The organism is Vibrio sp. 9-16B-A1 (assembly GCF_056726165.1).
In genome coordinates this window covers 32827-45788 of the sequence record NZ_JBSDZD010000003.1, presented here as the reverse complement: position 1 = coordinate 45788, position 12962 = coordinate 32827, and the positions used below count along the sequence as shown (strand labels likewise).

Annotated in this window: 17 protein-coding genes; 3 read left to right on the top strand and 14 right to left on the bottom strand. The window is 54.5% G+C overall.

The window, feature by feature from the left end; genetic code table 11:
- Window positions 1-11: 11 nt before the first annotated feature.
- The 3 genes from sctS to sctU are packed head-to-tail and all read left to right on the top strand — an operon-like array spanning window position 12 to window position 2121.
- Entirely contained in the window at window positions 12-278 is a 267-nt protein-coding gene (sctS, locus tag ACVB80_RS06280; protein ID WP_481080424.1) for a type III secretion system export apparatus subunit SctS, read from the top strand.
- Window positions 275-1081, top strand: coding sequence for a type III secretion system export apparatus subunit SctT (gene sctT, locus ACVB80_RS06275; RefSeq protein ID WP_481080423.1), 807 nt, complete (start codon window positions 275-277; stop codon window positions 1079-1081). Before sctS ends, sctT begins: the two co-directional genes overlap by 4 nt.
- A complete protein-coding gene (sctU, locus tag ACVB80_RS06270) occupies window positions 1078-2121 on the top strand; it encodes a type III secretion system export apparatus subunit SctU (RefSeq protein WP_481080422.1) in 1044 nt (347 codons plus the stop codon). Before sctT ends, sctU begins: the two co-directional genes overlap by 4 nt.
- A 241-nt stretch (window positions 2122-2362) precedes the next feature.
- Here the strand turns inward: sctU and ACVB80_RS06265 are convergent, their stop codons facing one another.
- The 14 genes from ACVB80_RS06265 to ACVB80_RS06200 form a co-directional block, all read right to left on the bottom strand.
- On the bottom strand, window positions 2363-3829 hold the full coding sequence (locus ACVB80_RS06265; protein ID WP_481080421.1) for a CesT family type III secretion system chaperone: 1467 nt from the start codon (window positions 3827-3829) through the stop codon (window positions 2363-2365).
- A 12-nt stretch (window positions 3830-3841) separates the two neighbouring features.
- The gene (locus ACVB80_RS06260) at window positions 3842-4300 is read right to left on the bottom strand and encodes a CesT family type III secretion system chaperone (protein ID WP_481080420.1); all 459 of its coding nucleotides are present in this window, start codon (window positions 4298-4300) and stop codon (window positions 3842-3844) included.
- A gap of 156 nt (window positions 4301-4456) precedes the next feature.
- Window positions 4457-5095, bottom strand: coding sequence for an HrpE/YscL family type III secretion apparatus protein (locus ACVB80_RS06255; protein ID WP_481080419.1), 639 nt, complete (start codon window positions 5093-5095; stop codon window positions 4457-4459).
- Window positions 5074-5739, bottom strand: coding sequence for a SctK family type III secretion system sorting platform protein (locus tag ACVB80_RS06250; protein WP_481080418.1), 666 nt, complete (start codon window positions 5737-5739; stop codon window positions 5074-5076). The genes ACVB80_RS06255 and ACVB80_RS06250 overlap by 22 nt, the downstream gene beginning before the upstream one ends.
- A complete protein-coding gene (gene sctJ, locus ACVB80_RS06245; protein WP_481080417.1) occupies window positions 5732-6475 on the bottom strand; it encodes a type III secretion system inner membrane ring lipoprotein SctJ in 744 nt (247 codons plus the stop codon). Before sctJ ends, ACVB80_RS06250 begins: the two co-directional genes overlap by 8 nt.
- Window positions 6476-6479: 4 nt before the next feature.
- On the bottom strand, window positions 6480-6824 hold the full coding sequence (sctI, locus tag ACVB80_RS06240) for a type III secretion system inner rod subunit SctI (RefSeq protein ID WP_481080416.1): 345 nt from the start codon (window positions 6822-6824) through the stop codon (window positions 6480-6482).
- 8 nt (window positions 6825-6832) lie between these two features.
- Window positions 6833-7474, bottom strand: a complete 642-nt coding sequence (locus tag ACVB80_RS06235) for a YopR/YscH family type III secretion effector (RefSeq protein ID WP_481080415.1) — start codon at window positions 7472-7474, stop codon at window positions 6833-6835.
- The gene (locus tag ACVB80_RS06230; RefSeq protein ID WP_481080414.1) at window positions 7474-7830 is read right to left on the bottom strand and encodes a YscG family type III secretion system chaperone; all 357 of its coding nucleotides are present in this window, start codon (window positions 7828-7830) and stop codon (window positions 7474-7476) included. The genes ACVB80_RS06235 and ACVB80_RS06230 overlap by 1 nt, the downstream gene beginning before the upstream one ends.
- A 3-nt stretch (window positions 7831-7833) precedes the next feature.
- Window positions 7834-8091: a type III secretion system needle filament subunit SctF gene (gene sctF / locus ACVB80_RS06225; RefSeq protein WP_481080413.1), complete on the bottom strand. Its 258-nt coding sequence runs from the start codon at window positions 8089-8091 to the stop codon at window positions 7834-7836.
- 15 nt (window positions 8092-8106) lie between these two features.
- Window positions 8107-8313: an EscE/YscE/SsaE family type III secretion system needle protein co-chaperone gene (locus tag ACVB80_RS06220; protein WP_481080412.1), complete on the bottom strand. Its 207-nt coding sequence runs from the start codon at window positions 8311-8313 to the stop codon at window positions 8107-8109.
- The gene (sctD, locus tag ACVB80_RS06215; RefSeq protein ID WP_481080411.1) at window positions 8300-9601 is read right to left on the bottom strand and encodes a type III secretion system inner membrane ring subunit SctD; all 1302 of its coding nucleotides are present in this window, start codon (window positions 9599-9601) and stop codon (window positions 8300-8302) included. The genes ACVB80_RS06220 and sctD overlap by 14 nt, the downstream gene beginning before the upstream one ends.
- A gap of 5 nt (window positions 9602-9606) precedes the next feature.
- Window positions 9607-11469, bottom strand: coding sequence for a type III secretion system outer membrane ring subunit SctC (gene sctC, locus ACVB80_RS06210; protein WP_481080410.1), 1863 nt, complete (start codon window positions 11467-11469; stop codon window positions 9607-9609).
- Window positions 11470-11483: 14 nt separating this feature from the next.
- Window positions 11484-11912, bottom strand: a complete 429-nt coding sequence (locus ACVB80_RS06205) for a YscB family type III secretion system chaperone (RefSeq protein WP_481080409.1) — start codon at window positions 11910-11912, stop codon at window positions 11484-11486.
- A gap of 10 nt (window positions 11913-11922) precedes the next feature.
- Window positions 11923-12906: a T3SS regulon anti-activator ExsD domain-containing protein gene (locus ACVB80_RS06200; RefSeq protein ID WP_481080408.1), complete on the bottom strand. Its 984-nt coding sequence runs from the start codon at window positions 12904-12906 to the stop codon at window positions 11923-11925.
- Window positions 12907-12962: the final 56 nt, after the last annotated feature.

Here is a 12962-nt window from a genome sequence, read left to right as displayed (position 1 = left end):
CGGGAGAAAAGATGAATCCGTCTGAAATAATCCACTTTACCTCCCAGGCCCTGGTGCTGGTTCTGATGCTGTCTCTGCCACCGATTATCGTGGCCGCACTGGTCGGTACCCTGGTTTCACTGATTCAGGCACTGACCCAGGTTCAGGAACAGACGCTGGGCTTTGTGGTTAAGCTGGTTGCGGTGATCATCACTCTGTTTGTGACGGCCACCTGGCTGGGCGCAGAGCTGCACTCCTTTGCCACTATGGTACTGGACAGAATCCCTGATATACGATGAGCTACCAGGATCTTCAACAGGCACTGCTTATTTACAGCCTCACCCTGCCGAGGATGATGGCCTGTTTCATTTTTCTGCCGATTCTGAGCAAACAGATGCTCGGAGGCGCACTGATCCGTAACGGCGTGCTCTGCTCCATCGCCCTGTTCCTGTTCCCTGTAGTCAATGACCAGCCCCTGCCTGGCGATATGGACGGTTTATGGCTGGTTACCGTACTGGGCAAAGAGGTGCTGGTCGGCATTCTTATCGGCTTTATCGCGGCTATCCCGTTCTGGGCGGTTGAAGCGTGCGGATTTCTTATCGACAACCAGCGCGGCGCAGCCATGGCCAGTCTGTTTAACCCAACGCTGGGCTCACAGTCCACCCCGACAGCGGTGCTGCTGACCCAGGCGCTGATCACCCTGTTTTTCTCCGGCGGCGCCTTTCTGGCCTTTTTCCTGGCCCTGTTTAAGAGCTACGTCGCCTGGCCGGTTACGGAATTCTTCCCTGTGATAACCGACGCCTGGGTGGCATTTTTCTACGCTCAGTTTCAGCAGCTGATGTGGCTTGGGGTTCTTATGGCTGCGCCCCTGGTACTGGCCATGTTCCTGGCCGAATTTGGCCTGGCGCTGATCAGCCGTTTTGCCCCTCAGCTGAATGTTTTCTTCCTGGCGATGCCAATAAAAAGTGCCATTGCCAGTGTTTTGCTGATCGTCTATCTGGGACTGATGATGGACCAGTTCCAGGCGCTGTTTCCCGGCGTCAACCTGTTTGCCGAACAACTTAATACCATCTGGCACCCGGCCCCGGAGAGCGTACAATGAGCGGAGAAAAAACCGAACTCCCCACCCCCAAAAAATTGCGTGACGCCAGGAAGAAAGGCCAGGTCGCCAAGAGTACCGAGATCGTCTCTTCTGCACTGATCCTTGCCATTGTGGTCGTGCTGTTTGCCTTTTCCGACTACTACATGAGCCACATCTCTGAGCTGATGCTTCTGCCTGGCAGATTGGCTTACCAGGGCTTTCAGGACGCCCTGCTGGATGTCGCCATCGCCATTGCCAAAGAGATGGTCTACCTGCTGGCCCCTCTGGTTTTGGTAGCTGCCCTTGTCGCGATCGTCGCCAATATGGCTCAGTTTGGCCTGCTGTTCAGCGGTGAGTCAGTCAAACCGGATATCAAGAAGATAAACCCGGTCGAGGGGGCAAAACGAATTTTCTCTCTGCGCAGCATTATTGAATTTATTAAGTCGATCCTGAAAGTGAGCCTGCTGTCATTTATCGTCTGGGGCACCCTGAAAGGAAACCTGAACACTCTGCTGCAGATCCCAAGTTGCGGCCTGACCTGTGTACCGACACTGACCGGAGAGCTGCTCAAACACCTGATGATCATCTCATCGGTCGGCTTTATCGTGATCGCCGCCGCCGACTATGCCTACCAGAAATACGAGCACACCAAGAAGCTCAAAATGAGTAAAGATGAGGTTAAACGCGAGTACAAAGAGATGGAAGGCAGCCCGGAGATCAAGAGTAAACGCCGCCAGCTTCACCAGGAGCTGCAGGCATCAGGCCAGCGTGACAACGTAAAACGCTCCAGCGTTCTGGTCACCAACCCGACCCATATCGCCATCGGCCTGTACTACAAAAAAGGCGAAACCCCACTGCCGCTTATCACGCTGAAAGAGACTGACGAAGTAGCAAAACGGATGATCCAGATAGCCAAAGAAGAGGGCATCCCGGTCATGCAAAAAGTCCCTCTCGCCCGTGCCCTGTATGCGGATGGCCAGCTTGATCAGTACATTCCGGGCGAGCTGATTGAAGCGACAGCAGAGATATTGCGCTGGGTGGCGTCGTTGGAAGAAGAGTAACGCGGTTCGTGGTGCGCGGGAGAAGCGCTGGGTGCTGGGTGCTGGGTGCTGGGTGCTGGGTGCTGGGTGCTGGTTTCGCAATTTAACTCTTACAGTCAAGCCTATAACTTCACTTTTTCACAATGGTTTAAAAGACTCCCCCAGAAACCCAGGACCCATAACCCCAGGACCTGCCTCTCAAGACCAGGAAGCTCCCACTCCCCGGCCTTGATTCTCTTCGGCTAACCGCGCCCGGCGATCGCTATATCCACCCTTCCGCAATATACATCAGCCTTAACTGACTCGGCGTTCCGGTCTGCTTCAGGGCTTCTATCTGGTCCGGTTTCAGGTTTGGACTCTTATCCAGCATGACCCGGCCGTTTGGTGCATCGAGTGGCAGCTTGTAAGTCAGTTTGGCGTTGATCTCGTCGGCTTTTCCCTTATCCAGGCAGGAAACGGCAGGCATCAGCCAGTTGTAATCTTCTGCCAGCAGCTTTTTAAACACCTTATCTGCCTTGTGCTGAACCTCAGATGGGGCGTCTTCTTCGCTCAGTTTCAGCATCGAGTCGGTATCCGGCACCAGGTGCTCGCCAGGTTTGGAGCCCAGCTGGGCTTTCAGCTCCAGACGTGCCATTTCCATCTCTTTGACTTCCTTTGGCGTATCCGGTGAAAGCAGCAGCTCTGTGTTTTCCCGCGGGCCAAGGTAAGTCATCAGCGCCCGTACTGAAGGCGCTTCCTGCATACTGAAAGTAAAATCACCTTTACTGTTGGACACTTCAAGGCGGGGAAGCACACCGGACAGCACCTGTGGCTCGATGGTGCCAGAGGCTTCTTTGTTCAGTGCAAAAGCGCCGGCCTGATTGGCGACAAAGCCTCCGCCGGTCATGATCGCTGTCGTCGCCACAGAGCCAATGGCTTCTTTTGCCAGTGGGGTCACACCCGCTGTTGCCACACCGGTAATACCAAATGAGCCCAGACCACCAGTCGCCATACCCAGGGTTGCACCAACGCCCCCTTCAACGGACATTTTGGCATGGCCGGTTGCCAGCGCCTGTTCCATCGGCAGCGACATCCGCTGGTCGCGCCCCGGCAGTTGGGAGATTTGCTCAAGCTGATGGTGATGCGCTTCTGCGTCACCGTTTACTGACGCCTTATGTAACTCCCGGCCAGTTGAAATCAGCAGACCAACGCCCGGAAGCAGCAGGTTAACCGCGGCGTTAACGCCAGGCCCTTTGGCTTTATCTTTGATCATCTCCAGAAGCTCAGCGCCAAAGCCATCCATTTTTCCGGGATAGTGGATCTCAAGACAGGCCTGCATTCGCGGGTCTTGGGCAATGGTATCGAACTGCCCTTTCATTTTCGTATAGCCGCTGTCATCGACTTTCACTTCATCGAGCAGGCTGACGACTTCAAGGATCTTACGCTCGGTCAGTGGCTCCCCCCGGTACCCTGACGGGCTGACCAGAGAGTATGCCAGCAGCGCTGTTTCCGGTTTTTCTTCATTCATCAGCGCCTGTTTCAGGTCCAGGTGGGTTTTGATGTTCTCCTGGAAATAACGGCTGTATTTCTGACGCAGCACGCCTTCACTGACCGCTGCAAATTTCTGCCCCTTATGGAAGGTTCCTGGCTCTTTTACTTCTCCGTGCTTGCTGATCACCCGGTCATCTTTCGGTGCGGCGATGTCACGAAACTGAGCAACGCCAGGGACTGGTGCCTGTATTTTTGTCATTGTTTGTTCTCCTTATACCCGCAGCTGACTGACATTGACCTGTGGTGCCCGGACTGAAGCCGCCACATCGGCATCCAGCATGGCAAAACGGGCCTGCCATTCGGTGGCGTTACTGATAACATTGTGGAACCAGTAAGTCAGGGAAGTGGCGTCGAGCATCGCCAGGGGCTGGCGGCCAAACAGAACCAGTTGTCTGTCATCCGGGCAGAGGGCCAGCGTCTGTCCGCCGGTACCCAGGCCGTAATAGTTGGCTTTCGCCAGCAGCTCAAGACCACGGGTCCGGAGTTCACCCTCTTTATCCAGCATGCCAACACCGGCAGAAAGCAGCAGGGTGTTTTCATCCGTTACCACGAAGTAGATCATCAGCCGGTCATCCACCAGCATCTGGCAACGTCCTTCCGCACTGAACTGCATTGCAGGCAGCTCATTCAGCTTGCAGAACTCATCAATTAACAGTTGGGTAGCAGTCATTTATATCGTTATCCTTATTTGCTTCACTGCATACTATTGAATAACTTTTGATGACTCAGGGATGTAAGAAATGGCTGTAAATTTGTCACTTTCTGAATGGGCTCGTGACCTGGTGCACAAAGCAGCGACAGATATACCGGGCACAAAAAAAGCACCCTAAGGTGCTTTTGATAACTGACGCTCGCCGAGCTGCTTGACCATGGCCTGTTTCAGCGCCTGGAGCTGACCGTCAATGCTGGCATCGATAATACCGACTTCGGTTTCCAGTATGCAGCCGCCGTTTTTAAGTCTGGCATCGGCCACCACATCGACATAACCGACTTCAGGAAAATCACTCAGTACATTGGACACCTGCTCGCGAACTTCTGAGACCTGCTCCGGGTGCACATGCAATATGACCTGCTTCTGATTACTCACCAGCTGCAGCGCTTCACGTACCACGCTCAGGGTCATGTCCACGTCATCGAACTTGTCGATGATCTTGCGTACCGCATCCAGCACTACACCGGTCATTTTCTCCTCGACCTGAAGATAGTAGTCGTTACAACGGGTCAGGGTATCTATCATGGTCTGGGCGTTCTCAACTTTGGCCCGTTCCAGACCATCCTGGTAGCCGCGCTCTTTCTCACTCTCATAGACTTTCTCAGCTCCGGCGATGATGGTCTCGGCTTTCGCGTGTGCCGCTTCGACCAGATGCTGAGAGTCAAGATAACCCATATAATCACGGGCTTTAAGCACCTTAAGGCCCGGAGCCAGCTGAAGATTGTCGGTTTTTATTTCAACAAATGAAACCATTGCGGGATAACCTGTTTTGCTATTTTTTTGGTCAGGCGGTAAGCCAGATCGCGCTGTTCAACGACCAGCCAGACCGGTAACTGATTGTATTCAGCCAGCTCACGGCGAAGTTTAAACCGCAGCCGCTGTTCGAGAGAAGGCGGCGCATCCAGAAACAGAAAGGCCAGCCACATACGGCCGAGCTTTTCTGCTTTCTCCGTCAGCAGCTCAGGAGTGAACGTCATCCCCAGATTTTGCTGCCAGCCTGCGGGCCAGCCGGAGACCAGCATAGGGCCGTGAGTCATACAAAAACTTACGCCTTCGCTGCCAAATACAGTATTTAAGTGCTGCCTTGGAGCTTTGAGAACCACATGGCGCATTGCCTGGCAGTGAAGGACGCCGCCAATCATCAGCACCAGCTTAGCCAGCGCCTCCGGCGGAAGAAGCGCCAGACTGTGATACGGCAGGTTAAACGTCGCCTCGTTAACCGGCTTTAACTGCCACTCATCAAGCACCCACTGATTGAGAGCAGGCCGCTGGCGCCACTGCGGCATCCGGCTCAGCCAGGAGTGCCCGGCCGCCAGCCAGCTGGTATCGATATACCTGCACGGGCGAAAATTCAGCTCGTGTATCAGCTGGCGAAACTCATTGCCGCTCTCAGCCACGTTTTACGTTCCTGCGGCACCAGAAGTAAGTACCAATGTTCGAACCCACCAGCAAGACCAGCATGAAGAACAGAATACCCATCAGGTTGTCCACACTGTCTTTGGCAACCTGCACCGACAGTACACTTTCCAGCTGGTTTGATTGCTGAGAGACCTGGTATTCGTTGGACGGAACCATCACCACACTAATGCGATCGTAGTTAAGCCCTTCGATACTGTTATTAACCAGCAGCTTGATCTGAGGCACATAAGAGTCGAGCTCCATATCCGCTGCATGTTTGATAAATACGGACGCTGAAGCCGGAACCGCCTTCGCGCCCGGACGCTGACTCTGCTCTTCCAGCACCACGTGCACCCGCGCAACCAGAACGCCATCGATCTGCGACAAGGTTGATGAAAGCTCCTGAGACTTGGCGTAAATAAGACGGGCGCGCTCTGCCAGAGGCGAAGAGATCAGGTCATCTTTAGGGAACACTTCTTTCAGGGTAGAGAACTGCTCACGCGGATAGCCTTTGCGTTTCAGTGCATCTACCGCGAACGCAATCTGTGAGTCATCCACCAGCAGTTTCACTGTGTTGTCTTTATCCGGCTCTTTGGTGGCGACCACGCCTTCCGACAGCAGGATCGCCAGCATTTCGTTACCTTCTTTCTGGCTGATGTTGGTATAGAGCTCAGTCTGACAGCCTGCCAACAATGTCAGCAGAGCCAGAAAAGCGAAACGGAATGGCTTAAACATATAATTACTGTGCCTTTAACAGGGTTTCTACGTTCTGGGTGGTTTTACCCACCGTTTTAGCGATCAACTCTTCCTGGAAGGTGATACGGGTCAGCGCCCACTGCATTTTGAGCAGCTCTGCCGGGTTATCACCCACCGCCTGCATGTTGTTTTGCAGTGAGGTCTTGGCATCATCGATTGAGGATTTGATCTCACTGATGTTCTCCAGAACACCTTTTTCCAGGCCCTGGCTTACATCCGTGTTATTCATAGCCTGCTCAAAACGCTCGCTCAGCCCGTCTTCTGCCTGAGCATCTTTTATCTGGTCCAGCGTGGTGTGCATCACTTCGCTGTACTGGGTATTGATCATACGGACTCCTAAGACAAATCGAGTTTATGACTGAACTGCATCAGGTTTCTCACCATGGCGTTCTTCTGGATAACCAGGCCCAGTTCAGCCCGGACGATATCAAGCAGCTCACTGAAATCGGAGTTTCCTTTCAGCTCATCCCAGGTATGGAAGAGCGCCTGCTCTTTATGCGCACCAAGGCGAAATTGCTCCGAAAGGCGCTCTCTCAGACCGGCCTGGCTGACAGGAGGTTCAGCTTTAAGCTGCTCAGTAAAGGTCCCGACCAACTCTGACTTCAGCGCAGCAAACAGCCCGGAATTCGCCTCAGAGGTGCCTTTAAGGGCTTTCTCCTGATTCAGCGCGTACCACAGCGCCTGCTGGCGCTCAGCCGGGTCAGAAAAAGCCTCTCCGGCTTTGGCCCGGATACTCTCTGCATTTGGTGGCGTCAGTGTTTTCAGCGTTTCATAGAGCGACTTCACCGCCGAGATTTTCTTTTCAGCCTGCCGGGCGACTTCACCCGGCTCTGCGCTGCTTTTTTTCGCACTGGCAGCCGGTCTGGTCTCCGCCTCATTCATTCTCTGAATGTCGCGGGGATCTGCCGGCCGGGGCACGGCCTGAGAAACAGGCTCAGCAGCACCAGAAGCCCGGTAACCGGTCGCATCAATGCTCATCAGAGTGCCCTGAGGTCTTGTCTGAAACCGTCCGAGAATGCCTGAAGCGACTCACTGCCTTTATCCGCCAGTGTCAGCCAGCTTTCCGCTTTGCTGCCAAGTCCGGCTTTGCCCGCTGACAACGCCGCCAGGCAGATAAGGTCCGGGTAGCTTTCGCAAAGTGGCTCAAGCAGCGTATGAGCGTCTTCATACTTACCACGGTTCATCAGGCTCATGGCGCGAATGGTAGCGACCACTTCCTCACAACTTTCCTGCCCGGCCAGCGCGTCAGCGATGGCCAGTGCCTCGTCATGAAGATGATGACCAGTCGCGGTCAGAGCGATTTCAGCCAACAGCTGGCGCATCTCTCTTTCCATGGCTTACACCTTCTGCAGAATGGACTGCATCACATCTTTGATCGCGCGGGTAGTCGTCGCGTTGATGTTGTAGATAACCGACCACTTGTTGATCGCGTGCTGAAGGTCAGCAAGCTTTGACGGATCGTCAGCATTGGTGTTCAGAGCAGTGATCGCTTCCTGAACCTTGGTGTTTGCAGTTGCTGCCTGGCCCACCAGTTTCGCTTTTACGTCATCCAGGTTCACTGCTGTGTTAGCAAATTTAGTAATTTCGTCTGCCATGATAGGGCTCCTTAGTTATTGTACGGACTGGCACTTCTCAACCACGACAAGTGCCGCTTCGTAAGCTTTCTGTTGTTTTTCCAGGGACTGGAACTGTGCAGGCGCACACCCCCGGTCCAGCTGACGTTTTATTGCAAACTGCGCCTGTTCAAGACGCTCTTTGATATTTCTGGCTTCCTGAACCGCGCTGTCGCCGGTCAGAAGCTGTTCAAGATTTGTCATGTTCTGCCTCCTGTGTTTGTCCGAGCTCAATGGTGATCACCCGTCCACCTTTAACCAGCTCAATCCCTTTGGGAGTAACGGAGGAAATCCGGTATCCTCCTGGCGTACGGGAGCCGACCATGTAACGGACGTTGTCAGTCAGGATCACATAGGGCACCTGACCAAAATTCACGCTGCGAAGCGGGAAGTTAATGTTGCTGCCATTACTTACCCGGGGAATCGACTTAAGCACCAGGTACGGCTTCTCGCCATACTGCTCCCGGAATGCGCGGGTAACACTGTAAAAACTGGTCGTTTCCACATCGCTGAGCTCTCCGCGGACTTCAATCCGGTCACCACTGGTTACCAGTTGCACTTTTTTCAAAATGCCCTCGTCATCAAGCAGTTGTTTCAGGGTATCCATGTAAGCACCGGCGCGTTGCAGTTCAACTTTCCACGCCACCAGACCGGGAACATCACGCTCCAGAATCTGCTCTACCTGACTCCAGCGGCTGGAATCATCGATATATCCGGTCAGCAGTACAGTTCCGGCTTCCTCGCCGTTTTGCACCTTGATCTGGTGATAGCCAAGGTTGCGCAGGATAAACTGCACCCCGCGGCGGATCTCCGCCATGGTGCGCAGGTCGCTTTTATAGTTGATGCCAAGGGCATCGATACGTCCGAGCAGTTGCTGTTTCTGCGCTCTGCTGTCGACATAACCCTCCAGCACAGCCTGCTGCTCCGTGGCGTTCCACTCAACCCGGACATCCTTGAGCCCGAGCTCCTGAAGAATGTTACGGACCAGCACTATTGGCTCTGCGGCGCTGACGGCCTGGTTATCACTGCCTTTTAACCCGCTGTACCACACTCCGGCAAACAGCGCGCTTGGGACAGCGCTGCAAAGCAGGCCAACCAGCAGCATATTCCGCCACGCAGACGGAACCTGAGTGCTGACCGGACCAGCCTGCTCTGTCACCGCGCTCTGCCCGGCCGATGCAGCCAGCTCATCTTCAGCGAAGCCAAGTGCAAACCGCACCACACCGACGGCCACCTGAGCGCCACGGCTGAGCTCTGTGCCCTGCTCCGGCAGCTCAAGGGTTTCACCGTTAATCACAGCTTCACCGCAGCCGCGCAGTACAACGCTCTCTTCACCGCAATCCAGAGTCAGGTGCTGGGCTTCCACGCCCGCGTCTGACAGCACCAGGTCTGCGCTGAAATCATCACTGCCCAGCACCAGCACTCCCGGCGACAGCGGCACTTCCACACCGTGATGCACACCAGACAGAATTCGGATTTTCCATTGCTGCATAAGGATTACTGCTCCTCCTGCGGGCGTACACAGTACGGCTGATCCGCGCTGCATTCAGTTATCTGTACCCGCCAGCCCGGCTGACCGGTCGGCAGCGAACAGGCATTAAGCAGAGATGACTGACCACTTTCCAGCAGGTACTGCTGGTGGCGTTCGGCCTGCTCCTGTGAGAGACAGCTGTATAGACCTGCGATGGACTTAAATTCCTCGCTGTTGTTTGAAATATTGTTGAGTTCAGCGATACGGGGTCTTAAGTCATACTCGTTCCCGACCAGCACACTGTCACCAATGCCATCAACGACAATACGCGGCTCCAGGATAAACATCCGGACGGTGCGGCGAACCGTATTCGAGCTGCTGCGAAACAGTGCGCCAAGATATGGGATGTCACCCAGAAGCGGCACTTTACGCAGCTGATTGATCATCTCATCACGGTAAACACCACCGATCAGAAGACTCTGCCCCTGCCTTACTGTTGCAAGGGTGCTGATCTCTGTCTTACGTACCGAAGGGACACCTTCAACATCGCCATCCGGAATGGTACTGCCATCTTCAAGGTGAAGGCTGAGGCCGATTTCCGGACGCTCTGCAAGACGGTCGCCAACGATGCGCGGCACGATACGCAGCAGGGTTCCGTAGGTGACTTCCTGCAGGTCGACACTCTCCTTACCGATCAGCTTGACGTAAAAAGTACTGCTGTTATTCAGCACCGCTTCAACGTTTTCCTGAGTCAGCAGGGTCGGACGGGATACCACCTGTGCGCTGCCTTTGGACTCCAGCAGCTTCACCTGCGCCAGCAGATAGTTCAGGTTGCCCGCATCCAGCAGCGCCGAAAACTTCTTACCGTTGCCCAGGGTCACATCCTGACTGCTGAGATCGCCGGTGGTTTTAAAATCGAGAATGCTGTTGCCACCCAGCTCAACGCCGGCCCGCCAGTCCACACCCAGCTGGCTCAGGTCATTCACACTGATATCGATAATAGAAAGCGCCACTTCGATGCGCGCCTGCGGCTGGTCAAGCTGAGCAACCAGCTTGCGGTACAGCGGCAGTCTGGCGCGGGTGTCGCGCACAATAATGGCGTTCAGGCCAGGTTCTGCTTCCACCATAGCCGCGCTGTGAGCGGCAGCCGGTTCTTTACTCTGCTCAGGCGCTTTACCGTTCGTCTCGTCGCCAGCAGACGCAGGCTGCGCAATCCGGGTCTTAACACCGGAAACCAGACGGCTAAGAACCGAGGCAACACCTGGCACTGTGACCTTCTGGTCACGGTATGAAACCTGTCTGTCTGTCGCAGAAGCATATTTAAGCGGGATCAGCTCAATATAAAGTTCATCACTGGAGTTCGCGGTCTGTGCCAGGCGTTTCTCCAGCGCTTCTGCGGTCTGCATTACCAGATCAACATAACGCGGCGGCCCCGCCAGATAGACCAGGCCCTTGCCCGCCACTGCGCGCCAGCCATATCGCTTGTCCCATACTCCGGTCGCAATCAGAGTACTGCGAAGTTCGCGGGTCGACAGCTGATCAAGCTGCAGCAGACGCGAGCGGGTTTCGCTGGCTTTATAAACGTGCAGTACCGCGCCGTCGAAGTACCACATCAGGTTATAAACCTGTGCCAGGTAATCGAGAAATTCCGCCGGTTTTTCAGGAGTAAAGCGACCGCTTATTTTGTCGGCCACTTTGTCACTGACCGCAACAGATACGCCGTAGTTGGCGCCAAAGTTATTCAGCAGCTCACGCAGCGAGTCATTGTCCGCGTAGTAACGGAACGGGCGCTCAGGCCATTTCAGCGGGGCGGCATCAGCCGGCGCCGGAGAGCCCAGGCTCAGAAAAGCCGCCAGGCTGAGCGTTAAAATTCGACGTGACATACTCATAATACAACTCAACTTCATGGCAGCCAGACCGTATGGTTCACTGCGTGATTCACCCGCTCATGCTCAAGCAGTTCACTGTAGCGCTCGCAAAGACTGACATGCTGAGACAACCTGCTCTGAAATATCCCGCTGTCACACTGCGCAGCGGCAATTTTGCTTTGCAATACAAGCCTCTGCTGCTCATCCACGGTCAGGGTATCGCGGCTGTCGCGCACTGTTTTCAGCGCCAGCTGCATGCAACGTTTCAGTGCCTGCTCCTGCTGATAACTGAGCGTCTGCTCAAAGCTGAGTGGCAGCTCGCACTCCAGAAGGATCCACGGAGCTCGGTACTTGATCTGCACGTTCTGCTGGTCGATCTCTACCTGATAAAAACCGTTTTCATCGGCAGAGAACGCTGAAACTCCGAGCGTTTCAGCCAGGGAACTCATCACCTGATTTAACATGGGTGTTTCCTTAAATCTGGTTCAGATACTGACCGGCGTGGCCACACTCATCGAGGTGCGGCTCAAAGTGGTACTGATCAGTGCCATTGACCGCTTTCAACTCTTTCAGCCACTGCCAGGCACGGGCCGGACTTTCACCATCGGTATAAAGAGTCGTAAGATTGCTGCACAGCGGGGCCAGTTCAGGCGCCAGTTCTGAAGCGTTCTTACACCAGCTCTTCCAGCGCGATGCAAACTCAGCACTGCCTGGCGGGTACTGTGCCAGCTCAGCCAGCAGATCCAGGCTTGGATCCCACGCCTGCATCAGCTTCTGATGTTCTTCGGAGACTTTCAGGGTCTGCTCACCAAGCGATTGCAGCCGCACAGCCAGCTCACTCTGTTGGCTTTCGATCAGCTCAAGCTGCTGCTCAACAAATACAGCACTGACGCTCTGGTGAGCCAGCTTGCTCCAGTACTCTTTCTGTACTTTGAGCTGACCGGAAAGCTGCTCCATTTCAAGCAGATCAGTCAGTACACTCTGATCGGTCTGATCGCTGATCCACTGGCTGAGAGCAGAGTAAACACACAAAGAAAGGGTTCTTGGGTGAGCCAGGTTGTAGCAAAAACCAACCCGGCGATTGATATAAGTGAGGCGTTGCCCTGTACTGACCAGATCGCGGTCATCGCTGAGCCTTGAGCCCAGTTCAAGAAACAGGTGCATCGCATAGCGATCCAGGCAAAGCCCCAGCTTTTGATAAGTTTTAACCAGGTGACTGGCACAAAGCGCGTCAATCACACTACGGTCAAGCAGACGCTGAAGCAGAGACAACTGATCCTGAGTCAATACACCATCACTCAGCAACTGACGATGGCTGACATTCACAACATTGTGGCCATGCGCGATACGCGCATCATTCCTGTATCTGGCACCTGGTTGCAGAACTGTGACTTTCCTTTGAGTTACTGCGCTGCTGTCAGGAAAAAGCGAACGGCGTCGCCAATGTTGCTTTTTCATTCGTGTTTATCTCCGCACCCTTATGCCAATGCCAGGCAGCGTTTCCACACAGCATG